A 16,422-nucleotide genomic window follows, 5' to 3' on the forward strand; every position below is an offset into this window, starting at 1 on the left:
ATGGACGGTCTGTGACCGATGGGCAGGCCGGGCGCAGACTGGGGCGCGTGCCCGACGAACCGCAGCTGACCGTCCAGGGCTGGGCCCCGTCCGGGGCGCGGGTGGCGACGCTCCGGGCCCGCGAGGACGCCGCCGACGGCTCGGACGACGGCGTCCTCGAGCTCACCGCCGACCCCGACCTGCGTGCCGCGCTGCCCAAGGCGGCCCGCCGCCACCTCGCCCGGCAGCTGGGCTGGACGCCCCGCCCCACCCCGCCGGTCCCGGTGCGGGACATCCGGCTGGGCCCCTCGCTCCTGCCGGCGCCGGCGCGGGCGGCGTTCGCCGCGCTGCTCGGGAAGGAGCACGTGGCCGACGACCGGGCCACCCGGCTCGCGCACGCCGGCGGCCGCAGCTACCTGGACCTGCAGCGCCGGCGCGCGGGGGACGCGAGCGACGCCCCCGACGCCGTCCTCACCCCCGGCGGCACCGAGGAGGTCGCCGCGGTGCTGCGCGCCTGCAGCGAGCTGGGCGTGGTCGCCGTCCCGTACGGCGGGGGCACCAGCGGAGTGGGCGGCCTGGCCGGCACGGACGTCGACGACCGGCCGGTGGTCGCGGTCGACCTGCGACGGATGAACGCGGTGCACGCCGTCGACGTCCCCTCCTCGCTGGTGACCGTCGGCCCCGGCATGCGCGGCCCGGCGCTGGAGGCCGCGCTCGCCGAGCACGGCCTGACCCTCGGGCACACGCCGGAGAGCTGGGAGTTCGCCACCCTGGGCGGGTACGCGGCCACCCGCTCGGCCGGCCAGTCGTCGACCGGCATCGGCCGGTTCGAGGACCTGGTCGCCGGCCTCACGCTGGCCACCCCGACCGGGACGCTGGAGCTGGGCCGCCCGCCCGCGTCGGCCGCCGGCCCGGACCTGCTCGGGCTCGCGCTGGGCTCCGAGGGGACGCTGGGCGTGATCACCGAGCTGCGGCTGCGGGTGCGCCCCCGGCCGCGGACGACGCGGTACGAGGGCTGGTCCTTCCGCAGCTGGGCCGCCGGGCTGGCAGCGCTGCAGCGGCTGGCGCGCCACGACCTGCTGCCCGACGTCGTCCGCCTCGCCGATCCCGACGAGACCCGGGCCACCCTGCTGCAGGCTCCCCGCACCCGCGCGCTGCGCGCCCGGCTGCGGGCTCGCGGGCGGGGCGCGGGCTGCCTGCTGGTGGTCGGCTGGGAGGGCCTGCCGACGCTGGTCCGCGCCCGGCGGACGGCGGCCGGCTCGGTGCTGCGGGACGGCGGGGCGACCCGGCTCGGCGGCCGGATGGGGCGCGCCTGGGTGCGGTTCCGCTTCGCCGGCCCGCAGCTGCGCGACCGGCTGCTGGACGCCGGGCTGCTGGCCGAGACGCTGGAGACCGCCGCCCCGTGGAGCGCGCTGCCCGCGGTGTACGACGCCGTCCGGGAGGCCCTCGAGACGTCGCTGACCCGGCCGGGGCGCCGTCCCCTGGTGCTGTCCTCGATCTCGCACGGCTACGCGACCGGCGCCGCCTTGTCGGTCACCGTGCTCGCCGACCGGGACGACGAGCTCCCGCTGCAGCAGTGGCTGAGCGCCCAGCGGGCCGCCACCGACGCCGTGCTCGCCGCGGGCGGCACGCTCAGCCACCACTTCGGCGTCGGCGTCGACCACCGGCCATGGCTGGCGCAGGAGATCGGGCCGCTCGGCGTGGACCTGCTGCGGGCGGTGAAGCAGCAGCTCGACCCGCAGCGGGTGTGCAACCCCGGCGTCCTGCTGCCCGACTGACCCTGCGTGTGGTCCTCCCGCCGGTCGGGTAGCGGCACGGCATGGACTCCGCGGCTGCTCACCTCCCGGCCGGCGGATCGCCCGCCGGAGCGGTCCAGCTCGGCGAGGACGCGACCGGCCCCCTGCTGCGCTTCACCGGCCGGGTGGACAAGGACGTCGTCCGGTCGTTCCGGCGTGGCATCGCGCCGGCGTCCTGGCCCGCCCGGGTCGACCTGACCGCGGCCACCGCCCTGGAGCCCGCGGGGCTGGAGCTGCTCGTGCACCTGGCCCGCAAGCAGGCGCGCACCGGGGAGATCCTCCAGGTGGTCGGCCTGGCCGGGAGCCTGCGGCCGGCACTGGAGCGGGCCGGGCTCGGCCGCCTGCTGCCCCGCCCCGGCGCCTGACCGGCCCGCTCCCCGCACCCGACTGACCGCCGTGGCCGGCGGTCCCGGCATCGCCATGGCCGGCGCACCGGCGCCCGGTGTTAGCGCAGGTCAGCACCCCGCCCCGGCCACACCCGGGGTGGCGGAACGGCGCAGGCCGTGACGCTGCTTCGCTGATGTGAGCGGTAACAACGACGTGGCAAGGATCACAACGATCCGATAACAACCGTCTCACCAGCAGTAACACCGGTCGAATCCAGTACCACCATCCCCCTCGGCGACCATGACTGAGAACGCTCACAGTGGCCGCAGCGATCGAGCCCGCCGCGTGACGGAGCGTCGGCAGCCTCCCGCGAGGCCCGCCGAGCCGCCTCCAGCGCACTGCGGTTGCCCGTTCGGCACCACCACGACCAACCGGACGGGCTGACCCGCACGGTGTTGACCTCGACGAGGAGGACAGGTGTTCAAGAAGACGGCACTCACGGCCCTGACGGCGGCCCTGGCGCTCGGCCTCACGGCCTGCGGCGGCAGTGACGAGGGCTCATCGGCCGCGAGCGGTGGCGGCGGTGGTGGCGGCGACGACACCATCACCTTGGGCTTCGCCCAGGTCGGCGCGGAGAGCGGATGGCGGACGGCGAACACCGCCTCCATCCAGGAGGCCGCCAAGACCGCCGGCATCGACCTGCAGTTCTCCGACGCCCAGCAGAAGCAGGAGAACCAGATTTCGGCGATCCGCTCGTTCATCCAGCAGCGGGTCGACGTCATCGCGTTCAGCCCCGTCGTGGAGACCGGGTGGGACGCCGTCCTGCTGGAGGCCAAGCGGGCCAACATCCCGGTGATCCTCACCGACCGCTCGGTGGACAGCGAGGACGACTCCCTGTACGTGACCTTCCTCGGCTCGGACTTCGTCGAGGAGGGCAAGAAGGCCGGCGAGTGGGCCGTGGAGAACTGGGGCAGCCAGCCGACGTTCATCGCCGAGCTCCAGGGCACCACCGGTGCCGCGCCGGCGATCGACCGTCAGGAGGGCTTCGCCGACGCCATCGCCGGCACGCCGAATCTGCAGGTCGTGGCGTCCCAGACCGGTGACTTCACCCGTTCCGGCGGCCGTGAGGTGATGGAGGCGATGCTCAACTCCCACCCGGAGATCAACGCCGTCTACGCGCACAACGACGACATGGGCCTGGGCGCGATCGAGGCGATCGAGGCGGCCGGCAAGGTGCCCGGCAAGGACATCCAGATCATCACCGTCGACGCGGTGAAGGACGGCATGCAGGCGCTGGCCGACGGCAAGATCAACTTCATCGTGGAGTGCAACCCGCTGCTCGGTGACCAGCTGATGGACCTGGCCAAGAAGGTCGTCGCCGGCGAGGAGGTCCCGTCCCGGGTGGTCACCGAGGAGACCACGTTCACCCAGGAGCAGGCCGTCCAGGTGCTGCCCGAGCGGAAGTACTGACCTCCCCGTTCCCGACCGGCCCCGCCGTCCGCCGCTCCTCCGGCGGACGGCGGGGCCCACCCAGAGAGGTCAGCGCATGCGCACCACCCCTGCCGGACCGGCGGACGGCGCAGGTCCGGCGACCCCGTCCCAGCCGGTCGTCGAGATGTCCGGGATCACCATCGAGTTCCCCGGCGTGAAGGCGCTCCAGGCCGTCGACCTGCGGCTGTTCCCCGGCGAGGTGCACGCCCTCATGGGCGAGAACGGCGCCGGGAAGTCGACCCTGATCAAGGCGCTCACCGGCGTCTACAGCTACGACTCCGGCACGGTCACCGTCGGCGGGACCGAGCGCAGCTTCAGCTCCCCGGCCGAGGCGCAGGCCGCCGGGATCAGCACCGTGTACCAAGAGGTCAACCTCTGCCCCAACCTGTCGGTCACCGAGAACATCGTGCTCGGCCGCGAGCCGCGCCGCCGGGGCCACATCGACCGCCGCGCCAGCCGTACCCGCGCCCGCGCGGTGCTGGCCCGTCTGCACCTGGACGTCGACCCCGACTCGACCCTCGGCACGCATCCCATCGCCGTCCAGCAGCTGGTCGCCATCGCCCGCGCCGTCGACACCGACTGCCGCGTCCTCGTGCTCGACGAGCCGACCTCCAGCCTGGACGCCGGCGAGGTCGCTGAGCTGTTCCGGGTGATCCGGGCGCTGCGCGACAGCGGCGTGGCCATCCTGTTCGTCTCGCACTTCCTCGACCAGGTCTACGAGATCTCCGACCGGATGACCGTGCTGCGCAACGGCCAGCTGGTCGGCGAGCACCGCACCGCGGACCTGCCCCGGCTGCAGCTGGTGCAGGAGATGATCGGCCGCGAGCTGGCCACGCTCGAGGACCTCGAGCGCGCGGCGGCGAACCCGGTGCCGACCGACGCCGTGCCGCGGCTGTCCGGGCGGGGGCTCGGCCGGACCGGTGCGCTCGCCCCCGTCGACCTGGACGTGCACGCCGGCCGGGTGGTGGGTCTGGCCGGGCTCCTGGGGTCCGGCCGGACCGAGCTGACCCGGCTGCTGTTCGGTGCGGACCGGGCCACCAGCGGCGAACTCCGCATGGACGGCCGGCCGGTCCGGCTGCGCAGCCCGCGGCAGGCCATCGCGCACCGGATCGCCTTTTCCTCCGAGGACCGCAAGGCCGAGGGGGTGGTCGGTGACCTGACCGTGCGGGACAACCTGCTCCTGGCGCTCCAGGCCCGCCGTGGATGGCTGCGGCCGATCCCCCGGCGGACCGGGGACGAGCTGGTGGCCAAGTACATGGCCGCCCTCGACGTCCGGCCCGCGGACCCCGACGCGCTGCTCCGCAACCTCTCCGGCGGCAACCAGCAGAAGGTCCTGCTCGCCCGCTGGCTGCTCACCGAGCCCCGCCTGCTGCTGCTGGACGAGCCGACCCGCGGCATCGACATCGGCGCCAAGGCGCAGATCCAGCAGCTGGTCGCCCAGCTGGCCAGCGACGGGATGTCGGTGGTCTTCGTCTCCGCCGAGCTGGAGGAGGTCGTGCGCATCTGCGACCAGGTCGTCGTCCTCCGTGACCGGCAGAAGGTCGCCGAGCTGGACGGGGCCACCTCGTCCGTCGACGACGTCGTCGACCTCATCGCCCGTGGAGGACGGTCGTGAACCGGCTGACCCGCTCCCCGCTGCTGTGGCCGCTGCTGGCCCTGGCGGCGCTCCTGCTGTTCAACCTGGTGGTCAACCCCGGCTTCTTCGCCGTCCGCATCCAGGACGGGCACCTGTTCGGCTCGCTGGTCGACGTGCTGAAGAACGCCGCTCCCACCCTGCTCATCGCGATCGGCATGACCCTGGTCATCGCCAGCCGCGGCATCGACCTGTCGGTCGGTGCGGTGGTCGCCATCGCCGGCGCGATCGCCTGCAACTCCCTGGTCTCCGCCCCGGACCCCACGTCCGCCGGGGCGGCGGTCGTCGCGATCAGCACGGCGCTGGGCGTCGCGCTCCTGCTGGGGGCCTGGAACGGTCTGCTGGTCTCCGTGCTCGGGATCCAGCCGATCATCGCCACCCTGGTGCTGATGACCGCCGGTCGCGGCATCGCGATGCTGATCACCGACGGGCAGATCATCACCGTCGACAACGACACTTACGGCTGGCTCGGCGGCGGCTACCTGTTCGGCATCCCGGCGCAGGTGGTGGTCGCCGGGCTGATCCTGCTGGCCGTCGCGCTGCTGACCCGGCGCACCGCGCTGGGCATGCTGCTCGAGGCCGTCGGCATCAACCCCGAGGCTGCCCGGCTGGCCGGCGTCCGGTCCCGCAGCATCGTGTGGACCGTCTACGTCTTCGCCGCCCTCGCCGCGGCGGTGGCCGGGCTGATGATCAGCGCACAGGTCACCGCGGCCGACGCCAACCGGGCCGGCCTGTTCATCGAGCTCGACGCGATCCTCGCGGTCGTCATCGGCGGCACCTCGCTGGCCGGTGGCCGGTACTCGCTGACCGGCACGGTGGTCGGCGCGCTGATCCTGCAGACGCTCACCACGACCGTGTACACGGTCGGCATCCCGCCGGACATGACGACCCTGTTCAAGGCGCTCGTCGTGATCGTGGTCTTTCTGCTGCAGGCACCGCGGCTGCGCGCCGTCCTGGCGCGCCGCCGCCGGCCCGCCCCGCCGCCGCTGCCGTCGGGCGGGCTGCCCGAGGAGGCCGCGGCCGTCCTCACCGGGGGCCCGGTCCTCGCGGACGACGAGCACACCCCCGCCCCGACGGCCGGCGGGACCACCGGGTCCGGCCGAGGAGCCCTGCGATGACCGTCTCCGACACCCGGCCCACCGCACCCGACCCGGCTGCTCCCCCGCCGGCCGGTCCCGGCGGGCGACGCCCCTGGCAGACCTGGCTGCGCAGCACCACCACCGGCTCACGCACCTTCTCGGTGCTCGTGACCGGGGTGCTCCTGGTCGTGCTCTTCGGCACCGGCTCGGCCAGGTACGAGAACTTCGGCAGTCCCCAGGTCGCGCTCAACCTGCTGGTGGACAACGCGCACCTGGTGGTGCTGGCGGTGGGGATGACCTTCGTCATCCTGACCGGCGGCATTGACCTGTCCTCCGGCGCGGTGGTGGCGCTCTCGACGGTCATCGCCGCCTCGCTGCTGGAAGCGGGCTGGCCGGCGCCGGTCGCGATCGCCGTCGTGCTCGCCACCGGAGCGCTGCTCGGCTGGCTGATGGGGGCCGCGGTCCACCACCTGCAGCTCCAGCCGTTCATCGTCACGCTCGCCGGGATGTTCCTCGCCCGCGGGCTGTGCTTCGTGATCAGCGTGCCCTCGATCCCGATCCGCGACCCGTTCTTCCAGTCGATGGCGCAGGACGTCGTGGAGCTGCCCGGGAACACCTTCCTCACCTACAGCGTCTTCATCGCCCTCGCCGTCCTGGTGGCGGCCGTCTGGGTGCTGCACCGCACCCGCTTCGGGCGCACCGTCTACGCGATCGGCGGCAACGAGTCCTCGGCGGCCCTGATGGGCCTCGCGGTGGGGCGCACGAAGGTGGGCGTGTACGTGATCAGCGGGACCCTCTCCGCGCTGGCCGGCCTGCTGTTCACCTTCTACATGCTCTCCGGCTACAGCCTGCACGCGATCGGCATGGAGCTCGACGCGATCGCCGCCGTGGTGATCGGTGGGACACTGCTCACCGGCGGGGCCGGCTACGTGGTCGGGTCGCTGCTGGGGGTGCTCGTGCTGGGCACCATCCAGGCGCTGATCTCCTTCGACGGTGGTCTGAGCAGCTGGTGGACCAAGATCACCGTCGGGGTGCTGCTGCTGGTGTTCGTCGTCGTCCAGCGGCTGACCACCCGGCGAGCCCGGCCGGGCACGTGAGGCCGTTCGCAGCCGCCGCGTCGTCACCGGGGACGGCGCGGTCGGGAGGAGGGCCGATGGCGGCACGTGCCAGCCGGCCGGCGGTGATGACCGACGTCGCCCAGCTCGCCGGCGTCTCCCACCAGACGGTGTCCCGGGTCGTCAACGGGCACCCGCACGTGCGCGAGGAGACCCGCGAGCGGGTGCTCGCGGCGATGGAGAAGCTGGGCTACCGGCGCAACCTCACCGCCCGGGCCCTGGCGACCCGGCGGACCGACACCATCGGCGTGGTCGCGTTCGACACCACCCTGTACGGGCCGGCCAGCACGCTGTTCAGCATCGAGGAAGCGGCCCGGGCGCGGGACTACCACGTCAGCGTGGTCACTGTGCCCGACCCGGACGAGGACGCCTTCGCCGACGCGGTCGAACGGCTGCTCGAGCAGTCGGTGACCGGCGTGGTCGTCCTGGCACCCCAGCGCGCCCAGGTCCGGGTCATGGCCGGCCTGCCCGCCGACCTGCCGGCGGTGGCGGTCGAGGGCGGCGCGGCGCCGGGGATCCCGGCGGTGGTCATCGACCAGGTGGACGGCGCGATCCAGGCCACCCGGCACCTGATCGAGCTCGGCCACCGGCACGTCGTGCACGTCTCGGGCCGCGAGGACTGGATCGAGGCCGACGCCCGGCTGAGGGGCTGGCGCCAGGCGATGTCCGCGGCCGGTCTGGACCTGCCGCCCGTGCTGGCCGGGGACTGGAGCCCCCGGTCCGGCTACGAGGCGGGCCTGCGCCTGGTGGCCGAGCAGCCGGAGGCGACCGCGGTCTTCGCGGCCAACGACCACATGGCGCTCGGGATGTTGCGGGCGCTGGCCGAGGCAGGGATCGACGTCCCGGGGCAGGTGAGCGTGGTGGGCTTCGACGACATGGCCGAGGCCGAGTTCCTCCGTCCTCCGCTGACCACGGTGCGGCAGGACTTCCCCGAGGTGGGACGGCGGTGCGTCGACCTGCTGCTGGACCGGATCGCCGGCGGCACCACGTGGTTCGAGGGGCCGCCGGTCGTCGTCCCGTCCCGGCTGGTCGTGCGTGCCTCGACCGCCGCCCGGGGTGGGCACGGCGCCCGGCCGGCGGGCCGGTCCCCCGGGTGAGGTGGCCGCGTCGACCAAGATCGAGCACCCTCGGGGGATGACCGCCGGGTACCAGGTGACCAGCGAGGTCGGCCGGCTGCGCACTGTGCTGCTGCACCGGCCGGGTGCGGAGCTGCGCCGGCTCACTCCGCGCAACAACGACGAGCTGCTGTTCGACGGCGTGCCGTGGGTCGCCCGCGCGCAGGACGAGCACGACGCGTTCGCCGCGGCGCTCACCGAGCGGGGCGTCGAGGTGCTGTACCTCGACCGGCTGCTGGCCGAGGTGATGGGCGAGCCCGCCGCGCGGGTGACCTCCATCGCCGCCGCGGTCGACGACCCCCGGCTGGGAGCCACCCTGCGGCACGCGACCACCGCGCACCTCGAGGGCCTGTCCGCCGAGGACCTCGCGGAGGCGTTGATCACCGGCGTCGCGCACGACGAGCTGCGCGGCGGTCGGGGGCTGGCCTACCAGCTGATGCGGCGCGGGGACTTCGTCGTCCCGCCGCTGCCCAACCTGCTGTTCACCCGCGACTCCTCGGTGTGGGTGGGCGACGAGGTGGCGGTGACCTCGCTGGCGATGCCGGCCCGCGCCCGCGAGAGCGTGCTCACCCGGGCCATCTACACCCACCACCCGCGCTTCCGCGGGGTCGAGCAGCTCTACGACGCCTCGCTGGAGCACCTGGAGGGCGGGGACGTGCTCCTGCTCGGCCCCGGGGTGGTCGCCGTCGGGGTGGGCGAGCGGACGACGGCGGGCGGCGCCGAGCGGCTGGCCCGCCGGGTGTTCGCCCGCGGGCTGGCACACACGGTCCTCGTCGTCCCGATCGCGCAGCAGCGCGCCACGATGCACCTGGACACCATCTGCACGATGGTCGACGTCGACGCGCTGGTCATGTACCCGGCGGTCGCGGACCACCTGCAGGCCTGGACGGTCACCACCCACGACGAGCTGCCCGACGAGGCGGACACCGTGGAGCTCACCGTCCGCGGCCCCCACCCCTTCCTGGAGGCGGCGGCGCAGGCGATGGGCATCGACCGGCTGCGGGTCATCGACACCGGCCTGGACCCGGTGACCGCGGAACGCGAGCAGTGGGACGACGGCAACAACACCCTGGCGCTCGCCCCCCGGCTGGCCGTGGCCTACGAGCGCAACACCGTCACCAACGCCGCCCTGGAGGCCGCCGGCATCGAGGTGGTGGCGATCGCCGGGTCCGAGCTCGGCAGCGGTCGCGGCGGGCCGCGCTGCATGTCCTGCCCGGTGCTGCGCGACCCGCTGCTCTGATCCTCACGCGGCGCGCGGCTCCGCATGGTGCCCGGCGACCGGGTCGGCGGGCAGCCGACGGACGCCGGGGGCGGCCGAGGCGGCCCGGGTCGAGACGGCCGCCCGGCCGGCGGACCACCGGCCGGCCCACGCCCGCAGGACGCCCCGCGGCCCGCGGCCCGGCGCCCGGCCGCGCACGGCCAGCGCGCTGACCAGCACCGCGCCGCCGACGAGCAGCAGGTGGATGCCGGCCCGGTCGGCGTGCACGTGGCCGGCGCCGAGGTCGGCGAGCGTCACGGCGACCAGCACGGCGGTGAACGAGAGCAGGAACGGCAGCGCCCCGGCGGCCAGCCGGGGCCGGGTGGCGACGACGAGGAAGCAGGCCGCCAGCCCCAGGTTCCAGGCACCGGTCTCGTGCGCCACGTGGGACGCGCCCTGGCCCAGGAACGCCGGCAGGCCGACGGCGAGCTGCCCGGCGCCCACGGCCAGCAGGGCCAGCCGGAGGGCGGCGTCCACCCCGTGCCCGTGCAGCCACACCCGGCGGCGGGGCAGCCGGCCCAGCACGGCGGCGGTGACGTCGGGCACCGGGCTGGCCGGGGTGAGCCGGGCCCGGCGGGTCACCTCGGCCGCGGCCTCCGTCCAGCTCCGGCAGGCCGCGCAGCGGGTCAGGTGCTCGTCGACCCAGCGCTGCGGCACCCCCGGGGACTCGCCGTCGAGCCCGGCCGACACCGCCTCACGGAAGGGTTCACAGGACACGCTGGCATAGTCGCCGCCGACGGACGAGGAGTTCCCGGAGGGTGGTCGTGGGACAGCTGGAACGTCTTGCGGCCCAGGCGGCCGGCGGCGACGTGGCGGCACAGGCGGCGCTGGTGCGGGAGACCCAGGCCGACGTGTGGCGGCTGTGCGCCCACCTGGCCGACCGGCAGGTGGCCGAGGACCTCACCCAGGAGACCTACCTGCGCGCGCTGCCCGCGCTGCGCCGCTTCGAGGGCCGCTCCGGCGTGCGCACCTGGCTGCTGTCCATCGCCCGCCGGGTGTGCGCCGACCACCTGCGCCGCCGGGCCCGCCGTCCGCTGGTCCTGGTGGGCGAGGACACCGACCTCGGCGCCCTGGTCCGCGACGTCCCGGCCGACGAGGTGGGCGGCACCGTCGCCGCGCAGGACGTGCTCGACCGGTTGGAACCCGAGCGCCGGGAGGCCTTCGTGCTCACCCAGCTGATCGGGCTGCCCTACGTCGAGGCGGCGGAAGTGGTGGGCTGCCCGGTGGGCACGATCCGCTCCCGGGTGGCCCGGGCCCGCGCCGACCTGGTCGAGGCGCTGGTCGCCGCCGACCACCCCCGCACCCGCCGCCCCACCTGAGGGCAGAAGTGGCCACTTCCGCCCGGGGTCAGGGGTTGCGGGTGGCCAGCCGGCGGAGTCGCTCGTTGTAGGCGGCCAGCTCCGGGTCCTCGCCGGTCTCCCCGCGGGCGATCGCCCGGTCCCGAGCCCGGTCCTCCGCTCGCGAGGCCCGGTCCTCCGATCGCGACCACTGGAAGAACACCACCGCCAGCACCAGGACCGTCGGGAACTCACCGAACGACCAGGCGATGCCGCCGGCCGCGCCCTGGTCGTAGAGCGGGTCGATCCCCCAGGACGCCGGCGGGTTCGCGTAGCTGGTGAGCAGGATGCTGTTGCTCATCATCACCGCGACGCCGAAGAACGCGTGGAACGGCGCGGGCAGCAGCAGCTCGAGCATCCGGCCGCCGTACCCGGCCCGCCGCGGCCACGGGTCGACGGCGAGGATCGGGCCGAAGAACAGCAGCCCGGTCATCAGGAAGTGCAGCAGCATGAGGGTGTGCCCCGGCACGGTGCTCATCAGGTCGTCGAAGACCGGGGTGAAATAGACGCCGTACAGGCTCGCGACGAACAACGGCACGGTGAACAGCGGGTGCGAGACGAACCGGCCGAGCCGGCTGTGCAGCCCGGACAGCAGCAGCCGGCGCGGCATGCCGGCCGGCCCGTAGGACGTCGGCAGGGCGCGCAGCGCGAGGGTGACCGGGGCTCCGAGCAGCAGCAGCAGCGGGGTGATCATGGTCAGCACCATGTGCTGCACCATGTGCAGGCTGAACATGGCCATGCCGTAGGTCTGCAGGCCGCTGGCGCAGACGTGGAACAGGCTCGCGCAGCCGACCATCCAGGCCACCGTGCGCAGCGGCTTCCACCGCACGCCGCGGGCGTGCAGCCGCCACAGCCCGACCGCGTAGGCGACGGCGAGCAGGACCGCCAGCCAGGCCACCGGGGACGCCCCGCCCAGGTCCAGGGCCAGCACCCGGCCGGTCGTCGGCGGCAGATCCGGCAGGTGCATGCCGCCGTGCTCGTGTCCCACGTTCGTCCCTCCTCAGACCGCGCCGCGCGCACCCACGGTAGGCCCGGCACCGGTCCCCGGTATGGCGTCGTTCCCTAGCTCAGGGTGACCTGCCGGGACAGCAGGCCCGCGCGGGCCCGCCGCTCGTCGGCGGTCAGCGGGGTGTCGACGGCCAGCGCCGCCTCCAGCCGCGACTGCAGCTCCGCCGCAGGACCGGCCCAGTCGGCGCCCGGCACGTCGGCGGGCACGTCCCACACCGGGACGACGAGGCCCAGCGCTCGGAAGGCGCCGGCGTACCGGGTCCCCTCCCCGAGGAGCAGCTCCCCGCCGGCCGAGAGCCGGGCCAGCGCGTCGAGCAGCTGCTCCTCCGGCTCCGGCCGTACCCACCGGACGTGCGCGCGATCGTCGCTGGGGCGGCACCAGTAGGCCGCCTCCAGGCCCTCCAGCCGGACCGTCGGCATGATCATCTGATTGGCCTGCTCGAGGCCCGCCCGGGCGGCCGCGTCGACCTGGGCGCCCTCCAGCCAGAACCCGAAGTCCTCGTGCACGGTGACCTCGAAGGGCGCGGTCAGGTCGAGCAGCTCCTGCAGCCGCGGACCGGCGGACCCGGCGCCGCCGACCGGGCCCGGGTCGACCGGGGCACCGGCGGGCGCCTCGAGCGCGGCGGCGAGCGCCGTCCCCAGGTCCCGGCTGACGTCGTCGGACGACGTCGCCAGCTGCACCCCGAGGAGCACCTCGCCGTTCGCGCGGACCAGGGCGGGGGTCCCGCCGGGCAGCACGCTGGCCAGCGTGACCGTGCGGCCGGAGGTGGTGGTCAGCGTCGCCGTGGCGGCCGGGACGAGCTCGCGCAGCGCCACCCAGTCGGGCTCGCCGGGCAGCCCCTCGAACGGCCGACGCACCGGCGGGGCGTAGCCCGAGCCGTGGCAGTGCTTGTACCGGCGGCCGGAGCCGCACGGGCACGGCGCCTTCGGGTTCACCTCGCCCGAGGCGGGGGCGGCGGGACGGCGGGTCGCGGTGCGGGCCATACCGCGAGGGTAGGAGGCGCTCCGGTGGTCGCCTTAGGCTGCCCTCTCGTGACACCCCTGGACTTCACCGACCCGGCGGTGGTCGCCGATCCCTATCCCGCCTTCGCCCGGTCCCGGGCCGCGGCCCCGGTCCAGTGGGACGAGCCCCTCGGCCTGTGGCTGGCGTTCACCCACGCGGAGGCCAACGCGGTGCTCCGGGACCGCCGCCTCGGGCGGATCTGGCGGGACCGGACCCCCGCCGAGCGGTTCGGCAGCTTCAACCTGATCCACCGCAACGCGATCCTGGAGATGGAGCCGCCGGAGCACACCCGGCTGCGCCGGCTGGTCAGCGCCGCCTTCGCCCGCGGGCACGTCGAGCGGCTGCGACCCTGGGTGCAGGAGCTCGCCGACTCGCTGGTCGACCGGCTGGTGGAGCGCTCCGGCGGGACCGCGCCGGTCGACGTCCTCTCCGGGATGGCCGAGGAGCTGCCGGTCGCGGTCATCGCCGAGCTGCTCGGCGTCCCCACGGCCGACCGGCCGCTGCTGCGGCCCTGGTCCAACGCGATCGTGAAGATGTACGAGTACGGCCGGACGACGCAGGTCGAGGACGCCGCGGAGCGCGCCGCCGCGGAGTTCGTCGCCTACCTGCGCGAGCTCGCCGCCGAGCGCCGCCGCTCCCCCGGTGACGACCTGCTCACCCACCTGGTGACCGTCCGCGACTCCGACGGCGACCGGCTGACCGAGGACGAGCTGGTCACGACCTGCGTCCTGCTGCTCAACGCCGGGCACGAGGCGACGGTCAACGTGTCCGGCAACGGCCTGCTGGCCCTGCTGGAGCACCCGGGGGAGTTGGCCCGGCTGCGCGCGGACCGGGGCCTGCTGCCGACCGCGATCGAGGAGCTGATGCGCTTCGACTCGCCGCTGCAGCTGTTCGAGCGCACCGCGACCGCCGACGTGGAGATCGGCGGCGTCACCGTGCGGGCCGGGCAGAAGGTCGCCGCGCTGCTCGGCAGCGCCAACCGGGACCCCGCCGTCTTCGCGGCCCCGGACACGCTGGACGTCGGCCGTGCGGACAACCCGCACATCGCCTTCGGCGCGGGCGTGCACTTCTGCATCGGTGCGCCGCTGGCCCGGGTGGAGCTGCAGGCGTCCTTCGGGGCGCTGCTGTCCCGCACGTCGCGGCTGGAGCTCGGGGCCCCCGCGCGGCGCCGTCCGGAGTTCGTCATCCGCGGCCTGCAGGAGCTCCCCGTCGTCCTGACCGCCTGACCCCGCCGCACCGACCCGGACCGCCCCGCCCCGCCCCGGCATCGCACGCTCTTCACGCGCAGCAACGCGTGCCGTGCGGCGGAGTGGAGCGAGGCGGGCGGCGATGAGTTCCGCGGCCGGGCACGGTCCTCCCTGCGACACCCGACTCCCGTCCAGGAGGAATGCTCGTGCCCACGCAGCCGCTCGACCACTCGTTCACCGCTCCGCTGGAGAAGGACGGCTCGTTCCCGACCTACGTGACCGTGCCCGGCTCGGCCGAGCTGCTCGGCACCCGGCGCGCGGTGAAGGTGGGCGGGACGATCGACGGGCACCCGTTCACCGCCACCCTCATGCCGTCCGGGCAGGGCCCGCACTGGCTCCCCGTGCGCGCGGCGCTGTGCCGGGCCATCGGCAAGCACCAGGCGGGCGCCGAGGTGTCCCTCCACCTGTCGGAACGGCTCAGCTGAGACGTCGACGCCCCCGTCCGGCGGACGGGGGCGTCGACAGTGGTGCCCGGTCACCCGCGGCTGCTCGGGGGGTGCAGCCACGCGTGACCGGAGTCCGCTACAGGCGCTGCGCCAGGCGGTGGTAGGCCGCGCTCCAACGCAACTCCTTGGCCAGGCCACGCCGGGTGGTGTCGGCGTCGATCACCACGAGTTCGGTGTCGAACACCTCGGCGAGGTCGGTGAGCTCCTCGGTGCCGAGCTGGGTGGACAGCACCGTGTGGTGCGGGCCGCCGGCGGTCAGCCAGCCCTCCGTCGCCGTCTCGAAGTCGGGCCGCGGCTCCCAGACCGCCCGGGCGACGGGCAGGTTGGGCAGCGGCTCGGAGGGCTCGACGACGTCGATCTCGTTGGCGACCCAGCGGAACCGGTCACCGAGGTCCGACCAGCCGATGGTCACCCCGGCACCGGGGGCGGCGTTGAACACCAGACGGGCGGGGTCCTCCCGGCCGCCGATGCCCAGCGGGTGCACCTCCAGGCGCGGCTTCTCCCCGGCGATCGTCGGGCAGACCTCGAGCATGTGCGCACCGAGGATCTTGGGGGTGTCCGAGGCCAGGTCGTAGGTGTAGTCCTCCATGAACGAGGTCCCGCCCGGCAGCCCTGCCGCGGCCGTCTTGAGCACCCGCAGCAGCGCCGAGGTCTTCCAGTCGCCCTCGCCGCCGAAGCCGTAGCCGTCGGCCATCAGCCGCTGGACGGCGAGACCCGGCAGCTGCCGCAGACCCCCGAGGTCCTCGAAGTTCGTGGTGAACGCCCCGAAGCCGCCCTCGGTGAGGAACTGCCGCAGCGCCACCTCGATCCGCGCCTGGTAGCGCACGCTGTCGTGCCGCTCGCCGCCGGGGCGGAGGTCGTCGTCCATGTCGTACAGGTCGCCGTACTCGGCGATCACCGCGTCGACGTCGCTGTGGGGGACGGCGGTGACCACCTCGACCAGGTCGTTGACGCCCCAGGTGTTCACCGACATGCCGAAGCGGATCTCCGCCTCGACCTTGTCGCCCTCGGTCACCGCGACGTTGCGCATGTTGTCGCCGAAGCGGGCCAGCCGCAGGCCGCGAGCCTCCGCGGCGCCGGCCGCGGCGCGGGCCCAGGAGCCCACCCGCCGGGCGACCCGCGGGTTGCTGACGTGGCCGGCGACGGTGGTGCGCGGGGTCCGCAGCCGGGTGAGCATGAACCCGTACTCGCGGTCGCCGTGCGCGGCCTGGTTCAGGTTCATGAAGTCCATGTCGATCGTCGCCCACGGGAGGGCGGCGTCGGCCTGGGTGTGCAGGTGCAGCAGCGGCTTGCGCAGCGCGTCCAGCCCGCTGATCCACATCTTCGCCGGGGAGAAGGTGTGCATCCAGGTGATGACGCCGAGGCACGCCGGCTCCTCGTTGGCCTCGCCCATGAGCCGGCGGATGGCGCCGGCGTCCTTGAGCACCGGCTTCCAGACGACCCGCACGGGGACGTCCGCCGAATCGTCGAGCGCGGCGGCGACCCGCTGGGACTGCTCGGCCACCTGCTGGAGGGTGTCCTCGCCGTACAGCCCCTGGCTGCCGGTGAGGAACCAGATCTCGCTGCCTTCGAACGACACCTGCACGTC

At 74.6% G+C, this 16,422-nt stretch carries 15 protein-coding genes; 11 read left to right on the forward strand and 4 right to left on the reverse strand.

From position 1 onward, the window contains the following. The first annotated feature begins 47 nt into the window (after positions 1–47). The 8 genes from HK417_RS14780 to HK417_RS14815 all read left to right on the forward strand — a co-directional run bounded on the left by HK417_RS14780 (position 48) and on the right by HK417_RS14815 (position 9,775). Positions 48–1,757, forward strand: coding sequence for an FAD-binding oxidoreductase (locus HK417_RS14780; RefSeq protein WP_222267744.1), 1,710 nt, complete (start codon positions 48–50; stop codon positions 1,755–1,757). Between the two features lie 41 nt (positions 1,758–1,798). Further along, positions 1,799–2,140 (forward strand): hypothetical protein, encoded by a 342-nt coding sequence (locus tag HK417_RS14785; protein ID WP_222267746.1) that lies wholly within the window; start codon positions 1,799–1,801, stop codon positions 2,138–2,140. Between the two features lie 439 nt (positions 2,141–2,579). Further along, complete coding sequence (locus HK417_RS14790; protein ID WP_222267748.1) at positions 2,580–3,572, forward strand: ABC transporter substrate-binding protein; 993 nt, start codon at positions 2,580–2,582, stop codon at positions 3,570–3,572. A 76-nt stretch (positions 3,573–3,648) separates the two neighbouring features. Beyond that, complete coding sequence (locus tag HK417_RS14795) at positions 3,649–5,208, forward strand: sugar ABC transporter ATP-binding protein (RefSeq protein WP_222267750.1); 1,560 nt, start codon at positions 3,649–3,651, stop codon at positions 5,206–5,208. Beyond that, positions 5,205–6,344: an ABC transporter permease gene (locus HK417_RS14800; RefSeq protein WP_222267752.1), complete on the forward strand. Its 1,140-nt coding sequence runs from the start codon at positions 5,205–5,207 to the stop codon at positions 6,342–6,344. Before HK417_RS14795 ends, HK417_RS14800 begins: the two co-directional genes overlap by 4 nt. Beyond that, a complete protein-coding gene (gene yjfF, locus HK417_RS14805) occupies positions 6,341–7,402 on the forward strand; it encodes a galactofuranose ABC transporter, permease protein YjfF (protein ID WP_222267754.1) in 1,062 nt (353 codons plus the stop codon). Before HK417_RS14800 ends, yjfF begins: the two co-directional genes overlap by 4 nt. A 56-nt stretch (positions 7,403–7,458) precedes the next feature. Then, on the forward strand, positions 7,459–8,517 hold the full coding sequence (locus tag HK417_RS14810; RefSeq protein ID WP_222267756.1) for a LacI family DNA-binding transcriptional regulator: 1,059 nt from the start codon (positions 7,459–7,461) through the stop codon (positions 8,515–8,517). Positions 8,518–8,554: 37 nt separating this feature from the next. After that, positions 8,555–9,775: an arginine deiminase gene (locus HK417_RS14815; RefSeq protein WP_222267758.1), complete on the forward strand. Its 1,221-nt coding sequence runs from the start codon at positions 8,555–8,557 to the stop codon at positions 9,773–9,775. Positions 9,776–9,778: 3 nt separating this feature from the next. On the opposite strand, the gene HK417_RS14820 is transcribed toward HK417_RS14815, so the two are convergent. Further along, on the reverse strand, positions 9,779–10,510 hold the full coding sequence (locus HK417_RS14820) for a zf-HC2 domain-containing protein (protein ID WP_222267760.1): 732 nt from the start codon (positions 10,508–10,510) through the stop codon (positions 9,779–9,781). A gap of 41 nt (positions 10,511–10,551) precedes the next feature. Between HK417_RS14820 and HK417_RS14825 the strand changes: the two genes are divergently transcribed. Then, positions 10,552–11,112 carry a sigma-70 family RNA polymerase sigma factor gene (locus HK417_RS14825; RefSeq protein WP_308123591.1) on the forward strand — a complete coding sequence of 187 codons (561 nt, stop codon included), beginning with the start codon at positions 10,552–10,554 and terminating at the stop codon, positions 11,110–11,112. A gap of 28 nt (positions 11,113–11,140) precedes the next feature. Here the strand turns inward: HK417_RS14825 and HK417_RS14830 are convergent, their stop codons facing one another. Both HK417_RS14830 and HK417_RS14835 read right to left on the reverse strand, forming a co-directional pair. Further along, positions 11,141–12,118 (reverse strand): cytochrome c oxidase assembly protein, encoded by a 978-nt coding sequence (locus HK417_RS14830; protein ID WP_308123592.1) that lies wholly within the window; start codon positions 12,116–12,118, stop codon positions 11,141–11,143. Between the two features lie 74 nt (positions 12,119–12,192). Beyond that, entirely contained in the window at positions 12,193–13,122 is a 930-nt protein-coding gene (locus HK417_RS14835; RefSeq protein ID WP_222267762.1) for a DUF5926 family protein, read from the reverse strand. Positions 13,123–13,170: 48 nt separating this feature from the next. Here HK417_RS14835 and HK417_RS14840 point away from each other — a divergent pair, with 48 nt between their 5' ends. Then, on the forward strand, positions 13,171–14,367 hold the full coding sequence (locus tag HK417_RS14840) for a cytochrome P450 (RefSeq protein ID WP_222267764.1): 1,197 nt from the start codon (positions 13,171–13,173) through the stop codon (positions 14,365–14,367). Between the two features lie 167 nt (positions 14,368–14,534). Continuing rightward, the gene (locus tag HK417_RS14845; RefSeq protein WP_308123593.1) at positions 14,535–14,813 is read left to right on the forward strand and encodes a DUF1905 domain-containing protein; all 279 of its coding nucleotides are present in this window, start codon (positions 14,535–14,537) and stop codon (positions 14,811–14,813) included. 97 nt (positions 14,814–14,910) lie between these two features. Here HK417_RS14845 and araA read toward each other — a convergent pair whose 3' ends face one another. After that, positions 14,911–16,413, reverse strand: coding sequence for an L-arabinose isomerase (gene araA, locus HK417_RS14850; protein WP_308123594.1), 1,503 nt, complete (start codon positions 16,411–16,413; stop codon positions 14,911–14,913). Between the last annotated feature and the right edge of the window lie 9 nt (positions 16,414–16,422).

The organism is Modestobacter marinus (genome assembly GCF_019799945.1).
Lineage (GTDB): Bacteria > Actinomycetota > Actinomycetes > Mycobacteriales > Geodermatophilaceae > Modestobacter > Modestobacter marinus_B.